Source organism: Salegentibacter sp. Hel_I_6 (genome assembly GCF_000745315.1).
In the GTDB taxonomy this organism is placed as follows: domain Bacteria; phylum Bacteroidota; class Bacteroidia; order Flavobacteriales; family Flavobacteriaceae; genus Salegentibacter.
The window spans coordinates 4,021,654-4,039,864 of record NZ_JQNQ01000001.1 but is presented as its reverse complement, the minus strand read 5'-3'; the positions used below and the strand labels follow the sequence as shown (position 1 = coordinate 4,039,864).

Sequence of the window (18,211 nt, the reverse complement as noted above, 5' to 3'; positions counted from 1 at the left end):
AATCGAGATTTAAATGTTATTAGGTAGTTTACTTTATAAGGCTAAAGGTAGCAAAGTTTATTTTCCTGAATTATTTAGAAATTCAAACTTATTTACTCCATAATTTATAAAACTAATTTATCTGTTTTCAAACAATTTAAACTCAACTAAGTCTTTAAACCTGAGGTTAATCATATTTATCATTTAAAAATGGGCATAAATTTATTATTTATATAAAATAAGCTATTCATTAGAACCAGGTTATCATGAAAAAAACGCCACTTGACATCTACCTGTTATTACCTATAAAAAACTTTATCGAGAAAAAAACATCAGTGGGTTTGCTGCTAATTTTTTCTGCAATTCTTGCAATGATCGTGGCAAATTCACCTCTTTCAGATGCTTATCATAATCTCTGGAAACAATACATTCATTTAGGAATCAACGACTTTGTAATAAAGAAAAATCTATTGCATTGGATCAATGATGGGCTAATGTCTATTTTCTTTTTTATGATTGGGCTGGAACTTAAAAGGGAAATCTTACAGGGTGAACTTTCCAGTTTTAGAAAATCTATGCTCCCCATTGGCGCTGCTATTGGCGGTATGTTGTTCCCTGCACTTATCTATTTCTATTTTAATTCTGGTTTAGATTCTGTTTCTGGATGGGGAATTCCTATGGCTACAGATATTGCTTTTGCCCTGGGAATCTTATACTTACTTGGAGACCGCGTTCCTTTACCATTAAAAGTATTCTTAACAGCCATCGCCATTGTAGATGACCTGGGTGCGGTGCTGGTTATTGCATTTTTTTATACCTCAGATATTTCTATGCAAAGTCTCGCTATTGCCGGGATTTTTGTTCTCATCCTCGCTACAGCCAATTTAATAGGAATTAGAAACACTATATTTTATGCCATCATGGGTATTGGTGGTTTATGGTTGGCTATTTTACTTTCTGGTGTTCACGCCACCATTGCAGCTGTTTTAGCAGCCTTTGCTATTCCAAACACAAAACGTATAAATACTCCATTATTTCTTCGGAAATCTAAACTTTTAGCCTACCAAATAAAACAGGATTTTAAAAATAGAAATAAAAACCCTAAAGAAGCCGAAGAACATATTAACCGTAACATAGAGAAATTCTCTTCTTTAACCGAAGATGCCACACCTCCCCTGCAGCGTTTGGAACATGCATTGCACCCATTTGTAAGTTTTGTGGTATTACCAATATTTGCATTTGCTAACGCGGGAGTTAGCCTAAACGAAACTTCCTTAGATTCCATTTTAAGTCCGGTGACCACGGGAGTTTCAGTTGGACTCATCTTTGGAAAAATTTTTGGTATCGTCCTGCTTTCCAGGCTTATGGTTTGGTTTAAAATAGCATCACTTCCGGAAAAAGTAAAATGGAAACATGTGTATGGGATTGGTTTTCTTGCAGCCATTGGTTTCACAATGTCACTTTTTATTACCGAACTTGCCTTTGCAAACGAAAACTATATTTCTCAAGCTAAAATTGGTATTCTTCTAGCCTCATTAATAGCAGGCTTAATTGGTTATTTCTATTTGCGAAAAATAGGGAACGGAGATTAATTCTTGCCAAAGCTGATTCCCATCATATTATAAAAAACTAATTTCCCGAAAATTTGCAGCTAAAATACATTGGTTATGAGTAGCTGTTTTCACTGTGGTGAAGCTTGTAAAGAAGATCACATTGTTTTTCAGGAAAAGGATTTCTGTTGCACGGGTTGTAGAACCGTCTTTGAAATCTTAAACGAAAGTGATCTAACTTACTATTACGATCTTCAGGAAAAACCCGGTATTTCCCCAGCTGTCTCAGAAGGTAAATTTGATTTCCTGGACAATCCTGAAATAGCCGAAAGACTGCTGGAATTCAATGAGCATAATACCCAAATCGTTAATTTTCTTATTCCCTCTATGCATTGCAGTTCTTGTATTTGGGTTCTGGAAAATCTTGGGAAATTAAACAAAGGTGTAAAATCTGCGCAGGTAGATTTCCCGAAGAAAAGCGTACGCATAAGTTTTTCTTCGGAAAAAATAAGCCTGAAAGAGCTGGTATATCTTCTAAGCAGAATTGGTTACGAACCCTATATTTCCCTGAAAGATTACGATGAAAAAGATCACAGCATAGACCGAAGCTTAATTTATAAGTTAGGCGTTGCCGGTTTTGCCTTTGGTAACGTGATGTTCCTCTCTTTTCCCGAATATTTTGAGGTAAAAGAGTTCTGGCTGGAACAATTCAAGCATTTATTTAGATGGTTAATGTTTGTTTTTTCTCTACCTGTAGTTTTTTACTCAGGATCAGATTATTTTATATCGGCTTATAAAGGTTTACGGGCTAAAATATTAAATATAGATGTTCCCATTGCCCTGGGAATCGCAGTACTTTTTATAAGAAGTACCACAGAAATCTTTCTGGATTTGGGTACAGGATTTTTTGATAGTCTCACAGGACTGGTTTTCTTTTTACTCCTTGGAAAATTCTTTCAGCAAAAAACCTATTCCTATCTCTCATTTGAACGGGATTACAAATCCTATTTCCCAATGGCGGTCACTAGAATAACAAAAAGTTCTTCCGAAGAAATTATAGAAGAGCAGGTTCAGGTTTATAAAGTGAAGCCCGGAGATAGGGTTTTAATAAGAAACGGAGAGTTAATTCCTATAGATTCGGTTTTAATAAAGGGTGCGGCCAATATAGATTACAGTTTTGTAACCGGGGAAGCAGAAGCGGTTAAGAAAGAATCTGGCGAAACCCTTTACGCAGGTGGTCGTCAGCAAGGGGGAGTCCTGGAGATTGAAGCTATAAAAGCCATAGACCAGAGTTATTTGACCAAACTTTGGAGCAATGAAGTCTTCAAAAAAGATAAAAAAGGACAATTTCAAAGTTTAATAAATCAAATAAGCAAACGCTTTACCGCTGGGGTTTTAAGCATAGCATTTCTATCAACCCTTTTCTGGCTAATTTACGATCCTTCTATAGCATTAAATGTGTTTACCGCGGTTCTAATCATCGCATGTCCCTGCGCCATTGCTTTAGCTACACCGTTTACCCTCGGAAATTTATTACGCATCTACGGAAGAAATAAATTTTACTTAAAAGAAGCCGGTGTTATTGAACAAATAGCAAAAATAGATTGTCTTGTTTTCGATAAAACCGGAACGATTACCTCAAATAAAAAAACCGAAGTTTTCTACGAAGGTTTAAAACTTAATGCTGAAGAAGAACAATTGCTTAGCAGCAGTTTAAGAGCATCGGGGCATCCACTTAGTAGGCAACTATATCAGATCCTGGATAAAAACAATATCCTGAGTTTAGATGAATTTAGTGAACATACTGGGAAAGGAATTAGCTCTGGAAATAATGGCAGTAAAATGAAGATTGGTTCATCTTCTTTTGTGAGGGAAAGTCAAACTGAAACTAAAGAGCTCAATAAAACGGCGGTGCATATTAGTAGCAACGAAGAATATAAAGGCTGCTACATTTTTCAGAATTCTTACCGGGAAGGTCTTGCTGAATTATTCAAAGAATTAGGAGAGAATAAACAGCTATTCATCCTTTCTGGCGATAACGATGGCGAAAAAGAGAAGCTGGAAAATATGCTGCCGTTAAATACTAAGTTTTACTTCAATCAAAAGCCAGACGATAAACTCAATTTTATTAAAAAACTCCAGGAAGAAGGAAAATCGGTAATGATGATAGGCGACGGACTTAATGATGCGGGTGCACTTGCGCAAAGCGATGTTGGGATTGCGGTTTCAGAAAATATTAATGTGTTCTCCCCCGCTTGTGATGGAATCCTTGAAGCATCAAATCTCACCAAATTGAGCGAATATTTTAAACTTTCAGAAAAGGGTATAAAAATTATCAAATGGAGTTTTGTACTAAGCCTTTGTTATAATGTAGTAGGACTGGCATTTGCGGTTACAGGAAATTTAATGCCGGTAATCGCGGCGATTTTAATGCCGCTAAGTTCCATAAGTATTGTGGCTTTTACCACCCTGGCAACAAATTTTGCCGGCAAGAAATTAAATGCTGTATCACCTAAAACCTGATCTAGATCATATTTTAAATTTTAACACAGTTTTAAGTTTGCTGAAATAATTCATCTTCTATGAACATCATTTATCTCTTACTTGCTTTAAGTGTTCTGGTAGCTATAATCTTCTTTATTGCCTTTATTTTTTCAGTAAAAAAAGGTCAGTATGACGATGTTTATACTCCATCGGTGAGGATGCTCTTTGATGATGAATTAGTTAAATCAAAATCCGATAAATCCAATTCCAACAAAAACAAGAAATCTAACTAACTATGGAAATTGAACAGTTTCATTACGATAATAAAATCGTAAAAAAGTTTACGATGGCTACCCTATTTTGGGGTATAATAGGTATGAGTGTTGGGCTGTTGCTCGCCTTTATGTTTTTATTTCCAAATATCACGGACGGAATTTCCTGGCTGAGTTTTGGCCGTTTAAGACCTTTACATACCAACGCGGTGATATTTGCATTTGTTGGAAATGCGATTTTTGCAGGAGTCTATTACTCTACCCAGCGTTTACTTAAAGCCCGAATGTGGAGTGATTTCTTAAGTAATTTCAACTTTTGGGGTTGGCAGGTTATAATTGTAGCTGCAGCAATCACATTACCTATGGGCTTCACCAGTTCTAAAGAATATGCAGAACTGGAATGGCCAATAGATATAGCAATTGCATTGGTTTGGGTAGCTTTTGGCGCTAACCTAATTGGAACAATGATAAAGAGAAGGCAGCGCCATTTATATGTGGCTATCTGGTTTTACCTTGCCACATTTGTAACCGTAGCGGTGCTTCATATTGTAAATAATATTGAAATTCCGGTTAGCGCGTTTAAAAGCTACTCGGTTTATTCCGGGGTTCAGGATGCTTTGGTGCAATGGTGGTACGGGCATAATGCAGTTGCATTTTTTCTAACTACCCCCTTCCTTGGTTTAATGTATTATTTTGTTCCAAAAGCAGCAAACAGGCCTGTTTATTCATATAGACTTTCTATTATTCACTTTTGGTCACTGATATTTATATATATCTGGGCTGGTCCACACCACCTGCTATATTCAACTTTACCAGACTGGGCGCAAAACCTTGGAGTTGCTTTTTCAGTTATGTTATTGTTTCCTTCCTGGGGAGGAATGATAAACGGACTATTGACCCTACGTGGAGCCTGGGATAAAGTACGAACAGATCCTGTTCTTAAATTCTTTGTAGTAGCTATTACCGGATACGGGATGGCAACTTTTGAAGGTCCAATGCTTTCGCTTAAAAATGTAAATGCCATCGCCCACTTTAGTGACTGGATTATTGCTCACGTGCACGTTGGGGCACTAGCCTGGAATGGTTTCTTAACCTTTGGTATGGTTTACTGGTTAGTACCAAGATTATTTAAAACAAAACTCTACTCTATTAAATTGGCTAATGCGCATTTCTGGATAGGGACATTGGGAATTATTATTTACACTTTACCAATGTATGTTGCTGGATTCGTTCAGGCTTCTATGTGGAAACAATTTAACCTTGATGGAACACTTACCTACGGAAACTTCCTTGAAACCGTGAGTTCAATTATCCCAATGTACTGGATGCGGGCTATTGGCGGTAGTTTATATATTGTAGGTGCATTTATCCTGCTTTATAATATTGTAAAAACGGTTAGACAGGGAAGCGCAGTTGAAGATGAACTGGCTGAAGCTGCTCCTTTGCAAAAAGTAACCAAAAAAAGAACAACGGGTGAAGCTTACCACTCCTGGTTAGAAAGAAGACCGGTTAAACTTACCATTTTCGCTACAATCGCTATTTTAATTGGAGGTGTGGTACAAATAGTACCTTCACTAATGGTAGATGAGTATGTACCGGTAATTTCCAGTGTAAAACCATACACTCCGCTAGAACTTGAAGGACGGGATATTTATATTAGAGAAGGTTGTGTAGGTTGCCACTCCCAAATGATTCGCCCTTTTAGAAGTGAAGTAGAACGCTATGGTGAATACTCTAAAGCCGGGGAATATGCTTACGACTATCCTTTCCTATGGGGAAGTAAACGTACTGGTCCCGATCTTATGCGGGTAGGTGGTAAATATTCCGATAACTGGCACCTTAACCATATGTACGATCCGCAGAGCACCTCTTCAGGTTCTATCATGCCATCTTATAAATGGATAATTACAGATGAGCTTGATAAAAGTGATACCGAAGCTAAAATGAGAGCTCTTAGCAAGCTTGGAGTACCATATACTTTAGAGGAAATAGAAAACGCCCAGAAGTGGATGTCAGAACAGGGAACTCAAATTGAGAAAAATCTTTATGCAGATCCCGATTTTGTAAAGACCTATGAAGCTGAAAAAGAATTTGCTGCTCAAAATGGTACTGAATTCGTAGAAATGCGAAATCGTGAAATCGTTGCTCTTATCGCCTACTTACAGCGTTTGGGAACCGATATTAAAGCCAAAGATGTAGAAGTTTCAACCACCAAAACTAATTAAGATGTTCAAATTTGTTAAAGGCCATATGGAAAGTATAGACGGTGTAATGATCTACCCGTTAATTTCCCTACTTATTTTCTTCATTTTTTTTGTAGTCCTCTTTCTATGGGTAATTACTGCAAAAAAGAAAGACATCGATGAGGTTAGCCAACTTCCCTTAGATAATAACCAGGAAAATCAACAATTATGAAAACTACAGCATATTTAAGAATTGCCGGATTTATAATTCTGGCACTGGCTTTAATAGAATTAACCGTAGAGACAGAAAGTGGTTGGGCCATTCAAGAGTATCCAGTTATTTGGTGGATACTTGCTGTAGTCTTGATTATAGCGGTTGCTATTGAAGTATCCATTGCGGCATTAGAAAATATGGTTTTTAGAAGTTTAAAACCCGATGCCCAGCAGCATTATACCAGATTGAAAATTGAGAATTCAGATAAACAATTCCTGGGTTTAAAAAGGTTTTACAAAAAGATGTTGAACCAAAAACCAATTGAAAAAGAAGAAGAAATTCTTTTGGATCATAATTACGATGGCATCAAAGAACTAGATAACGATCTTCCTTCATGGTGGCTGTATGGTTTTTATGTAAGTATAGTTTTTGCATTTGTCTACATGGCCTATTACCACATTTTTGATGGCGACACACAAAGAGAAGAATATTTGGCTGAAGTTGCCCGGGCCAACGAAGAGATAGAAGCTTATAAAAGAGAAAATCCAGATCTTATAGATGCCTCATCTGTAGAATTATTGACCGAAGCCTCAGATTTAAAAGCCGGAGAAGAAATTTATATGACCAGTTGTATGGCCTGTCACCGTGCCGATGGCGGTGGTGCTATTGGTCCAAATCTTACCGATGAACACTGGATTTTAGGTGGCGGGATAAGCAATGTTTTTCAAACAATTTCTGAGGGTGGTCGTGATGGAAAAGGTATGGTAGCCTGGAAATCTGAATTAAGCGCGCAGGAAGTTGCCCAGGTGGCTAGTTATGTACTAAGTCTTGAAGGAACCAATCCTACAGATCCAAAAGGACCTGAAGGAGATATTTGGGAAGCAGATTCAGAATAAGTTTTAGAAGAATAGATTTTGGAAAATCAGGAAAAATTCAGGGATAAAATAGCCACGGCAGATGACGAGGGCAAGAGATTATGGGTTTTTCCAAAGAAACCTTCAGGGAAATTTTATGAGTATAGAAAATACGTTAGCTATGTATTGCTAATCTTACTGTTTGCTGCTCCCTTCGTAAAAATTAATGGCAATCAGTTCCTAATGTTTAATATCCTCGAAAGGCGTTTCAATATTTTTGGATTTCCTTTTTGGCCACAGGATTTTCACATTTTTGTAATTATGATGGTAATAGGGGTGGTTTTTATCATTCTTTTTACGGTAGCCTTCGGTAGGATATTTTGTGGCTGGTTTTGCCCACAAACTATTTTTATGGAAATGGTTTTTAGAAGAATTGAATACTGGATTGAAGGCGATCGGGGAAAACAAATGCGACTTGAAAAGCAAAAATGGGATGCTGAAAAAATTAGAAAACGCTCTCTAAAATGGTTTTTGTTCTTTATCATCTCTTTTCTAATTGCCAATGTTTTCCTTGCTTATATCATGGGAAGTGACCGACTAATTCAATATGTAACAGATGGTCCCCAAAACCACCTAAGCACCTTTTTTTCGTTACTGATTTTCACCGCGGTATTCTATTTTGTTTTTGCCTGGTTTAGAGAACAGGTTTGTGTAATTGCCTGTCCCTATGGAAGGCTTCAGGGAGTGCTTTTAGATAATAAATCTATAGTAGTAGCCTACGATCACAAACGTGGGGAAAAAGAAAAAGGCAGAGCAAAATTCAAGAAAAATGAGAACCGGCAGGCAACGGGTAAAGGAGATTGCATAGACTGTTTCCAGTGTGTGCAGGTCTGCCCAACGGGAATAGATATTAGGAACGGTACGCAGCTGGAGTGTATAAACTGTACCGCTTGTATAGATGCCTGCGATAGTATGATGGAAGCGGTAGATCTTCCAAAAGGTTTAATTCGCTACGCTAGTGAAGAAAATATTGAAAAGAAAGCAAAATTCAGGTTTACGCCCAGGTTAAAAGGTTACAGTATAGTTTTAGGAATTTTAACCGCAGTTCTGGTAGGAATGTTATTTATAAGAAGTGAAGTTGAAGCCCGTATTTTAAGATTACCCGGGCAATTATACGAACGCAAGGCCGATAACGTGGTTAGCAATGTTTTTACCTATAAGCTGGTAAATAAAACCACAGCCGATTTTGAAGATATTGAATTTAGATTATTGTCTCACAAGGGAACAATAAAGCCGGTAAAGACTTCAAATATTACGGTTCCGGGACAGGAGTTAACCGAGGGAACGCTCTTTATTGAAATACATACAGCCGCATTGGAAAACGAAAAAGAAAAGTTGAAAATTGGGATTTATAGCAGGGAGCGGTTAATAGAAACAACCAGCACTATGTTTATGGGGCCGCGCAGTTTTAATTAAAAACTAAGCATAATAACACAAGATTTATTAAATCTCGACTATCGAGTAAAATTGGAAAAAATGAAAATAAACTGGGGAACAGGAATTGTAATTGGAATGACACTTTTTATAAGTTTCATTATGTATTTAGTGATAAATATGCTAACCGATAGAAAATTTGATCACGATTTGGTAACTGAAGATTATTACCAAAAAGAACTGCATTACCAGGAGGAGATTGATGCAGAAACCAATGCTTTTGCTTTGGAAGAAAATATAAGTGATCGAAGGGTAGAAAATGGTTGGCTTGTTGAATTTCCCGAAAACCTGGAACTTTCTAAAATCTCAGGAAACCTTAATTTTTATAGACCTTCTAATGAAAAACTCGATTTTAATATTCCGCTGAAACTAAAAGAATATCAAGTTTTTATTGCTGATGATCAATTGGTAGCAGGCCGATGGAATATCAATATTCACTGGGAATATGAAGGAAAATCCTATTTATATAAAAACGAAATTGTTTATTAAATGTTGATCTCGGCTTTAATATTTGGGATTTTGGGAAGTTTCCACTGTGTGGGAATGTGCGGTCCTATTGCTTTTTTATTGCCGGTAGATCATAAAAACAATTTCAAAAAACTTGGCCAGATCTCACTCTATCATTTTGGAAGACTAAGTTCTTATGCCATTATTGGACTTTTATTCGGATTGCTTGGTAAAAGTTTTAGTCTTTTTGGCCTTCAGCAGCAACTATCAATTTTAGTTGGAGTTTTAATGATTTTGGTAATTGTTATTCCGTATAAAAAAATCAATAAGTATAACGGTTCAAAACCTATTTTTAAAATTGTTTCAAAAGTAAAAAGCAATCTTGGAAAGCAGTTAAAACAAAAATCAGCAGATACTTTTTATACCATTGGATTTCTAAATGGTTTCCTACCCTGCGGACTCGTTTATATGGCAGTTTTCGGCGCTATAGCATCAGGGACAGCCCTGGAAGGAAGTTTATATATGGCGGTTTTTGGCCTGGGAACAATTCCCTTAATGACCACCGCTATTTATCTTGGTAATTTTTTAAACCTGAACCTTAGGTCTAAGATTAGAAAAGCGGTTCCTGTTTTTGTAGTCATTATTGGATTACTATTTATAATTAGAGGAATGGGACTCGGAATTCCATACCTCTCCCCTATGGAAATAACTCCGAAAATTACGGCAACCCAAACTTGTCACTAATTTAAAATAATTGCTATGAATATATTAAACACTATTGCATTGGTAAACTGGGAAATGGGAACGTTCCTCATCGGGATGTTTTTCGTGGTTTGCGCCGGGCTGGTACTCATCGTTTTAAATATGATGAACAGCGGAAAGGATAGAGACTAAAAATCTCAAAAATAGAGATTTAAAGATTATTTAATTATCGATTATCGCGTAAAAAAGTCCTTTAGGAAATTTCCCAAAGGACTTTTTTACTGCGGTTACAACTCTTAAACTAAACCGTCATTGAAAATAATTGCGTATCTGGTTTCTTTGCCTGCATTCTTAGATCAAAAGCCATACAAACATTGCGCACAAAAGGCCTTCCTTTTTTAGGGATTGTTAATCTATTTTCAGAGAAACTAATTAGCCCGTCGTCCTCCATCTCGCTTAGTTTTGAAAGAACTTCGGGTAGTTCTTCAAAATAATCCTGGGGAGCAGCCCAACTCGTTTCCAAACGGCACATTAAATTAAGAATATGTTTTCTAATCACCAGATCTTCTTCTTCCAAAATATGTCCGCGAAAAACCGGAATAATTCCTTCAGAAATAAGATGCTGATAAACTTCAACCGATTTCTCATTTTGAGCAAATCCGAACCAACTATCACTTATTGCTGAAACTCCCAAACCAATCATGGAGGCCCCTGAAGAAGTAGTATATCCCATAAAATTTCGGTGTAGATTTTTATTTTTCATCGCCTTGTATAAAGAATCGGTTTTTAAGGCAAAATGGTCCATTCCTATTTCTACATAACCGGCTGCTTCCAACATTTGTTTTCCGGTTTCATACATTTCGCGTTTCTCATTTGCCCCGGGAAGATCAGAATCATTGAAGCCACGTTGTCCGTTTCCTTTTATCCAGGGCACGTGCGCATAGCTATAGAACGCGATACGATCTGGCATTAATAGCTTTGTTTTTTCAATAGTTTCAATAATATCGGCCTTTGTTTGAAAAGGAAGTCCGAAAATAATATCATGCCCTATAGAGTTAAAACCGGCTTCCCGGGCTTCTTCCGTAGCTCTTTTTACATTCTCAAAAGGTTGAATTCTATGAATTGCTTTTTGCACTTCTTCGCTATAATCCTGCACGCCATAGCTTACCCGCTTAAAACCTAAATCTGCAAAAACTTTTAGATGATCTTTTGTAGTATTATTTGGATGGCCCTCAAAACTTAATTCAGTTTTACAGTCTCTGTTTGCTTTTCGAAAAAGCATATTCATAAGAAACTTAAGATTTTCAGGAGCAAAAAAAGTGGGAGTTCCACCGCCAAGGTGCAATTCTCGAATAGTTGGCTTCTCACCAAGAACATCCAGGTAAAGATCCCATTCTCGTAACAAGCTTTCTATGTATGGAGATTCTACCTCGTGCTTTTTGGTAATTCGTTTATTACAGCCGCAAAAAGTACATAGACTTTCACAGAAGGGTAAATGAATATAAAGGCTTATTTCTTTATTCTCGTTAAAACTACGTTTAAGACTTCTTTTCCAGGCCGCTAAGGAGAATTCCTTTTCATCCCAATACGGAACCGTTGGATAACTAGTGTACCTGGGACCCGGAACGTTATATTTGCTAATAAGATTGGAGTGCATACAACTATTTTAATCCAAAAATACCCAGCTTGTTTTTGAAGTAATATGACCATTATCAGTTTAAGCTAACCTGCCGCAGTTTTCTTTCTCAAAAGTAGATCTATATTTCCTTAGAAGTCCCTCTAATATGTATAACAATAACCATATAAAACAAAATAAAAAAATTACTTTTATTTAATATATATTGTTAAATTTTCTTAATTTTAAATGAATAAAAGAAAAAATAACTTGGTAAATTATAATATATCCATTTTTAACTAGAACTATATTCTAACTATTTAAACCTAAAATTTAAGTTTATGTCTCAAAAAATTAATAAGGAAATTCGCATTAACGAAAACGGAAGTAAAGTCTTTAACGCGCTAATTACTCCCAGCCTAATTAAAGAGTGGTGGGGTGCTTCTCAGGCTATTGTTGTGCCAGATGAAAATGGTGTTTTTGCATTGAGCTGGGGTGAAAATCTGGATAAACCCATTTATATTGCATCAGCTACTATTTCAGAATTTAAACCCCATGTAAAACTTACTTTGAGTAACTATACCTATTTAGCCGACAATGAATATTTACCTTTTAAAGCAAATTTCAAGCTGAAATTTAGAATTCAATGTGAAACTAAATATTGTATTCTAAAACTGGAGCACTCCGGTTTTCCTAATAAATCCCGGGCCAGTCAATTCTATTCAGATTGTGACCAGGGCTGGGATGAGGCGCTGAAATCTTTAAAACATCTGGTGGAAATGGAAGAAATTCCCGCCTATAATTAAATTTCGTTTCAAGTATATGAAGGTAGAATAACTAATTATTTTTCTACCTTCACATTTTCTAACCAACTTCTAAATGAATACAGCGCATAAAACTCTACTTTATCCACTTGTAGCACTTGTGGTAGGGGCTTATTTTATTTTCACAGGATTAAGTGATGCAAAAGACTTTTTAGCCCCTTTGGTCACCGCTATTATCCTTGCGTTATTACTTATTCCGTTAGGCAATTTAATGGAAAACAAGCTCAACCGGCTTGTATCTTCGCTTTTAAGTACCTTTTTACTGCTTTTGTTTTCTATTGGAGTTTTTGTTCTACTTTCTTTTCAAATTAAAAATTTTGTAGACGATTGGGATAAAAGAAACCATGACACCTAAAATTGAGCAGTTGCAAAATTATGCCTACGAGCATACTGCCTTAAGTAGTGAAGATCTTGATAAGTATAAGGAAGAGCATGATATGCAAAGTCTCCTTACCTCTAGCGGAAATTCTGGTGAAAAAGCTTTCAATTTTCTTAATTCTGTTACCAGCTTTATAAGTAATTATTTGCTCACTTTTATCTATATCTTCTTCCTTCTGAATTATAGAGAACGTTTTAAAATTTTTATCCTGAAGCTGTTCTCCAATGAAAGAAAACAAGAAGTAAAGCGAATTATAAATGAGACAGCACGAGTAGCACAGTTTTATTTAAGAGGAAAACTAATTCTTATTGTTATACTCTCTATACTTTACAGTATTGGTTTGGGTATTTCTGGAGTGAATAATTTTATTTTAATTGCGGTAATTGCTTCGTTCTTAACTTTAATTCCATTTATAGGAAATATTATTGGGATGGGTCTTGCCTTAATTTTTGGCTATCTCACCCAGGGAGAAACCGGTATTTTAATTGGCGTAATACTAACCTTTACCGTGGTTCAATTTATAGAAAGTTATGTTTTAGAACCATTCATTGTAGGGGATAAAGTAGATATTCATCCCTTTTTTGTAATTCTGGCTATAATTTTAGGGAATATGATTTGGGGGGTTATGGGGATGATTTTAGCTATTCCGGTTTTGGGAATTTTAAACGTAATTTTCAATCACGTACCGTCATTAAAGGCCTTTGGTTATTTGTTAAGTACCGATGAGGAAAGTAAAGATTAACTTAATGTTACCTAATCTTTAATTAATGGTGGCGGGAATGTTTTTTCCTTAAAATCTACGTTAATTTGCACGAAAATTTTCAGAAACCAACCCTGTAAAAATCTTTTGTGTTGAAAAATAATATTCTGCTTTTAATTATTGGTCTTTTCACTTTTAGTCTAACTGCGCAAACCGATACTCTTCCCTATGCTAAAAAATATGATAATTGGTTTGATAGTTTTACTATTGGTGGTTATGTACAGGCGAGATATAACCGTTTATTTGAAACCAATCCTCAGTTAGGTTGTGATCAATGTGACGGCAGTTGGGGAGAAGGAAACGGATTTTCACTACGCCGGGTACGTCTTAAATTTTCAGGAAATATTGGTGATTATGTTTATTTTTACATCCAACCAGATTTCGCCAGTTCTGCAAGTGGTACAGGTCAACATTATGGTCAGCTACGAGATGCCTATATGGATATTAGCTTAGATAAAAAACGCGAATATCGGTTTAGAATTGGGCAAAGTAAAGTACCCTTTGGTTTTGAAAATATGCAATCCAGCCAAAATAGATTACCGCTAGATAGGAACGACGGGCTAAATAGTTCTATTAAGAATGAACGGGAATTAGGGGTTTTCTTTTATTGGGCCCCACAGGAAATTAGGAAACGTTTTGCAATGCTAACTCGCGAAGGTCTAAAAGGGTCTGGAGATTATGGAGTACTTGGGCTAGGAGTTTTTAATGGGCAAACCGGTAACGCGCCAGAACTTAATAACGATTTACACGTGGTAGCCAGAGCTTCTTATCCTTTTAAGATTGGTAAGCAAATTATAGAACCAGGAATCCAGGCATACACTGGTCAATATCAAATGCCGGCAGGAAATTTAAGCGATGGCGTTACTGTAAATCCCGATCTTAATTACTTAGACCAAAGAGCGGCAGCTTCTTTCGTGCTATACCCCCAACCTTTTGGAATCCAGGCTGAATATAATATTGGTCGTGGTCCTGAATTTAATAAAGAGACAAACACTATTGAAGAAACGCCATTACACGGGGGGTATGCGACGCTTACTTATAAAACAAATATAGGCGATCAATTATTATATCCTTTTATGCGATACCATTATTATGATGGAGGTAAGAAATTTGAACGAGATGCACGTAGTTATGAAGTAAGTGAACTTGAATTAGGTTTGGAATGGAGACCATTTAAAGCTTTCGAGCTAGTGGCAATGTATACTATTTCCTCCCGCCGTTACGAAGATTTTATGCTTCAAAACAATTTTCAGGAAGGAAGTTTGCTTAGGCTACAGGCACAGGTTAATTTTTAACATCAAAGCTTAAAGCTTTTGTTTTGAAATAAAAGGCAGTATTTTCAGGTTTTAAATGAGAAAATGCAGCAACGCGTAGAAAAACAATTTGAAGGTTTTATAAACACCCCTGCCCTTTGGGAAAGCACTTTCCAGGCAATTCAACAATTTGAATTGCCTGAAATCGATGGTACTTTAAGTAAAAATATAGTTGAAGAACTACCATCACTTTCCACTAATTTTGTAATGGGAAAGCGTGTAGAACGTTTTTTTGAGTGGATAATCAGGCAAAATCCCAGGTATAAATTGCTAGCTGAAAATATTCAAATTAGTCGCAATAAAATCACCCTGGGGGAATTAGATTTTTTATTGAAAGATTTAATTACTCAAAAAGCCATTCATATAGAAATGGTTTATAAATTTTATGTGTATGATCCATCATTTTCTGTAGAAATGCAACGCTGGATTGGTCCCAATCGCAAGGATACTTTTTTACAAAAATCTCAAAAATTAAAAGAAAAACAATTTCCGTTGCTTTTCAATAACGAAACTAAAGATCTCCTGGATTCTTTAGGTTTAACTCCTTTGGAAATCCTTCAGAAATCTTGTTTTAAAGCAAACTTATTTGTTCCTAAGCAACTTCAGGAACAACAATTCCCGCATATTAACAATAAATGTATAGTAGGTACCTGGCTTCATTTCAAAGATTTTAAAGATATCGCATATCGTAATTTTCAATTTTATGCTCCTAAGAAGCAAGATTGGCCAATTTTACCTAAACATGGCGATACCTGGTTCAATCATTCAGAAATAATAACACAAATAGAGATTTCTTTTGAAAGAAAAAAAGCGCCATTAATTTGGATGAAGAAACCTGGACATGTTTTCGAAAGATTTTTTGTGGTTTGGTGGTAGTATATTATTTACAACTGCTTTTTAATTTCAATAAATACATAATAGCATTTAAACCCTGATTATCTACTAAACTTATAATAATCAGTTAAATTTGTTGGCCAAACCAGAATTCGCAAATGGATCAAAATACCAATGAAGCAATAAAAGCCTCCTGGCTAAGTATTCTGGGAAATGCAGTATTGGCAATCGCTAAATTTATTACCGGTGTTTTTGGAAATTCTTATGCTTTAATCGCTGATGCTATTGAGTCTACAACCGATGTTTTTTCTTCGTTTCTGGTTTTACTCGGACTTAAATATTCCAGCCGGCCGCCAGATAAAAACCATCCCTACGGTCATGGAAAAGCCGAACCACTTATGACCTTTGCGGTAGTAGGGTTTTTAGTGGTTTCAGCCACAGTTATTGCATACGAGAGTATTCAGCATATACAAACTCCGCATAAAGTTCCAGAGCCTTACACTCTTATTGTACTTGGAGCGATTGTTATTATCAAAGAATATTTTTATAGAAAGGTCTCAAAAAAAGGGGAGGAAACTAATAGTACCTCTCTAAAAGCCGATGCCTGGCACCATCGTAGCGATGCAATCACTTCCTTAATGGCTTTTATTGGGATTTCTATCGCGCTTTTTATGGGAAAAGGTTACGAAACGGCAGACGATTGGGCTGCACTATTTGCCTCGGGATTTATTATTTATAACGCTTACCTTATTCTAAGACCAGCTTTAGGAGAAGTAATGGACGAGCATATGTATGATGATATGATTGCCGATATTCGTGAGGTTAGTATGAATGTTCCCGGTGTTTTAGATACCGAAAAATGTAAGGTTCGTAAAACCGGAATGATCTACCACGTAGATCTTCATATTATCGTAAATGCTGAAATTAGTGTTAAAGAAGGGCACGATATTGCACACAATGTGAAAAATGAACTCCTCGCCCACTTTCCTGAAATTTTCGATGTACTTATTCACGTAGAGCCGAATATAGAAATTTAAAGTATTTCCTTAAGAAAGTTTTAGCGTTAAAGCCCTGCTAAACCCCATTGGATTATAGGAAAATCAACTTATCTTGATTGGTGAATTAACCAAAAAATAAAATTATGAGTTTGATAAATGAAAAGGATTTAGAAAAATTAATGAATGTACAGAATAAAACTTGTGTCTCTATATTTATTCCTACGCAACGGGCAGGAAAGGAAGTTTTAGAAGAAAAGAATAAAACTCACCTAAAATCTCTTTGGAAAGATGTAAGTAATGAGCTTAAAGATAAGAAGGTTTCTGAAGAAGTACTTATAAAAATAGGAAAACCTATAGAAGAGCTTATTAATGACAGGGCTTTTTGGAGACACCAAAGCGATGGTCTTGCTATTTTTGCCGCAGAAGATTTCTTTGAGAAATATACACTTCCGGTCAATTTTGAAGCTCATACTTATATAGCTGAGGAATTCTATATAAAACCAATTGTGCCTATTTTATCTGGAGATGCAAGCTTTAATATACTTAGCCTTCAGGTTGAAGAGGTGAAATTATACGAAGCCACAAAATTTAGCATTGGTAGCGTAGAGATAGATGATTTGGTTCCTTCTAGATTAGAAGATCGTGTGGGGTATGATTATGAGGAAAAAACCTTACAACAAAAAAGTGGAGCTTCTTCCATGGGACAGAAAAATATGCATGGCCACGCTGGTTCTGATAGAGAAAGAAAGGATGAAATATTAAGATTTTTCAGTGCAGTAGATAAAGGTTTGAATGAATACCTGCAAAAGGAAAAGTTGCCATTAGTGGTAGCCTGTCAGGATTATTTATTTCCCATTTATAAGGAAGCAAACACCTATCAAAATTTTTATGAAGAAGTAGTTCCGGGAAACCCTTCTGATAGTGATATGTTTGGCTTACACGAAAAAGCTTTGCAAATTTTAGAGCCAGTAATGGAAAAAACAAAGCTTGAAAAAATGAAGAAATTTGATGAGTTGAATAATACTGATAATACCGGAGCTTCAGTAACCGATATTCTCCCGGCAGTTCAGCAAGGAAAAGTAGACACTTTATTCCTGGAAAACCGAAGCGAAATTTGGGGAACTTATAATGAAGATAATATGAACGTTACCATCCAGGACGATCAACAGAACGGAAATTACTCTTTGATGAATTGGGCTGCAAAAGAAGTGTTAAGACAGGGAGGAAATGTTTTCTTAATTCCAGAAGCACAAATGCCAGACAAAAATTCAAAAATGAATGCGCTCTATAGATTTAAATAATTATAATA

General features: G+C 36.1%; 18 protein-coding genes. 17 read left to right on the top strand and 1 reads right to left on the bottom strand.

The window, feature by feature from the left end:
• Nucleotides 1-245 precede the first annotated feature (245 nt).
• The 10 genes from nhaA to FG27_RS19550 all read left to right on the top strand — a co-directional run bounded on the left by nhaA (nt 246) and on the right by FG27_RS19550 (nt 10,371).
• Nucleotides 246-1,571, top strand: coding sequence for a Na+/H+ antiporter NhaA (gene nhaA, locus FG27_RS17780; protein WP_037321524.1), 1,326 nt, complete (start codon nt 246-248; stop codon nt 1,569-1,571).
• A gap of 75 nt (nt 1,572-1,646) precedes the next feature.
• The gene (locus tag FG27_RS17775) at nt 1,647-4,052 is read left to right on the top strand and encodes a heavy metal translocating P-type ATPase metal-binding domain-containing protein (RefSeq protein WP_037321521.1); all 2,406 of its coding nucleotides are present in this window, start codon (nt 1,647-1,649) and stop codon (nt 4,050-4,052) included.
• Nucleotides 4,053-4,111: 59 nt separating this feature from the next.
• A complete protein-coding gene (gene ccoS / locus FG27_RS17770) occupies nt 4,112-4,306 on the top strand; it encodes a cbb3-type cytochrome oxidase assembly protein CcoS (protein ID WP_037321518.1) in 195 nt (64 codons plus the stop codon).
• 2 nt (nt 4,307-4,308) lie between these two features.
• On the top strand, nt 4,309-6,510 hold the full coding sequence (ccoN, locus tag FG27_RS17765) for a cytochrome-c oxidase, cbb3-type subunit I (protein ID WP_037321515.1): 2,202 nt from the start codon (nt 4,309-4,311) through the stop codon (nt 6,508-6,510).
• Nucleotide 6,511: 1 nt separating this feature from the next.
• Nucleotides 6,512-6,700, top strand: a complete 189-nt coding sequence (locus tag FG27_RS17760) for a CcoQ/FixQ family Cbb3-type cytochrome c oxidase assembly chaperone (RefSeq protein ID WP_037321511.1) — start codon at nt 6,512-6,514, stop codon at nt 6,698-6,700.
• Nucleotides 6,697-7,578, top strand: coding sequence for a cbb3-type cytochrome c oxidase N-terminal domain-containing protein (locus tag FG27_RS17755; RefSeq protein ID WP_037321508.1), 882 nt, complete (start codon nt 6,697-6,699; stop codon nt 7,576-7,578). Before FG27_RS17760 ends, FG27_RS17755 begins: the two co-directional genes overlap by 4 nt.
• Nucleotides 7,579-7,596: 18 nt before the next feature.
• Nucleotides 7,597-9,012, top strand: coding sequence for a cytochrome c oxidase accessory protein CcoG (gene ccoG, locus FG27_RS17750; protein ID WP_369794131.1), 1,416 nt, complete (start codon nt 7,597-7,599; stop codon nt 9,010-9,012).
• 60 nt (nt 9,013-9,072) lie between these two features.
• On the top strand, nt 9,073-9,519 hold the full coding sequence (locus tag FG27_RS17745) for a FixH family protein (RefSeq protein WP_037321501.1): 447 nt from the start codon (nt 9,073-9,075) through the stop codon (nt 9,517-9,519).
• Nucleotides 9,520-10,221 (top strand): sulfite exporter TauE/SafE family protein, encoded by a 702-nt coding sequence (locus tag FG27_RS17740; RefSeq protein WP_037321498.1) that lies wholly within the window; start codon nt 9,520-9,522, stop codon nt 10,219-10,221.
• A 15-nt stretch (nt 10,222-10,236) separates the two neighbouring features.
• Complete coding sequence (locus FG27_RS19550) at nt 10,237-10,371, top strand: hypothetical protein (protein WP_255351549.1); 135 nt, start codon at nt 10,237-10,239, stop codon at nt 10,369-10,371.
• Nucleotides 10,372-10,480: 109 nt separating this feature from the next.
• On the opposite strand, the gene hemN is transcribed toward FG27_RS19550, so the two are convergent.
• On the bottom strand, nt 10,481-11,836 hold the full coding sequence (gene hemN, locus FG27_RS17735) for an oxygen-independent coproporphyrinogen III oxidase (RefSeq protein WP_037321495.1): 1,356 nt from the start codon (nt 11,834-11,836) through the stop codon (nt 10,481-10,483).
• A 299-nt stretch (nt 11,837-12,135) separates the two neighbouring features.
• On the opposite strand from hemN, the gene FG27_RS17730 reads away from it, so the two are divergent.
• The 7 genes from FG27_RS17730 (at nt 12,136) to FG27_RS17705 (ending at nt 18,203) form a co-directional block, all read left to right on the top strand.
• On the top strand, nt 12,136-12,600 hold the full coding sequence (locus FG27_RS17730; protein ID WP_037321492.1) for an SRPBCC domain-containing protein: 465 nt from the start codon (nt 12,136-12,138) through the stop codon (nt 12,598-12,600).
• A 73-nt stretch (nt 12,601-12,673) separates the two neighbouring features.
• The gene (locus FG27_RS19475; RefSeq protein ID WP_231563359.1) at nt 12,674-12,973 is read left to right on the top strand and encodes a hypothetical protein; all 300 of its coding nucleotides are present in this window, start codon (nt 12,674-12,676) and stop codon (nt 12,971-12,973) included.
• On the top strand, nt 12,963-13,739 hold the full coding sequence (locus FG27_RS17725) for an AI-2E family transporter (protein WP_231563358.1): 777 nt from the start codon (nt 12,963-12,965) through the stop codon (nt 13,737-13,739). Before FG27_RS19475 ends, FG27_RS17725 begins: the two co-directional genes overlap by 11 nt.
• Before the next feature lie 110 nt (nt 13,740-13,849).
• Nucleotides 13,850-15,052 (top strand): porin, encoded by a 1,203-nt coding sequence (locus tag FG27_RS17720; protein WP_369794130.1) that lies wholly within the window; start codon nt 13,850-13,852, stop codon nt 15,050-15,052.
• Nucleotides 15,053-15,115: 63 nt separating this feature from the next.
• The gene (locus FG27_RS17715) at nt 15,116-15,946 is read left to right on the top strand and encodes a DUF1853 family protein (RefSeq protein ID WP_037321487.1); all 831 of its coding nucleotides are present in this window, start codon (nt 15,116-15,118) and stop codon (nt 15,944-15,946) included.
• Between the two features lie 116 nt (nt 15,947-16,062).
• Entirely contained in the window at nt 16,063-16,941 is an 879-nt protein-coding gene (locus FG27_RS17710; RefSeq protein WP_037321484.1) for a cation diffusion facilitator family transporter, read from the top strand.
• A 104-nt stretch (nt 16,942-17,045) separates the two neighbouring features.
• Complete coding sequence (locus FG27_RS17705; protein WP_037321481.1) at nt 17,046-18,203, top strand: hypothetical protein; 1,158 nt, start codon at nt 17,046-17,048, stop codon at nt 18,201-18,203.
• Nucleotides 18,204-18,211: the final 8 nt, after the last annotated feature.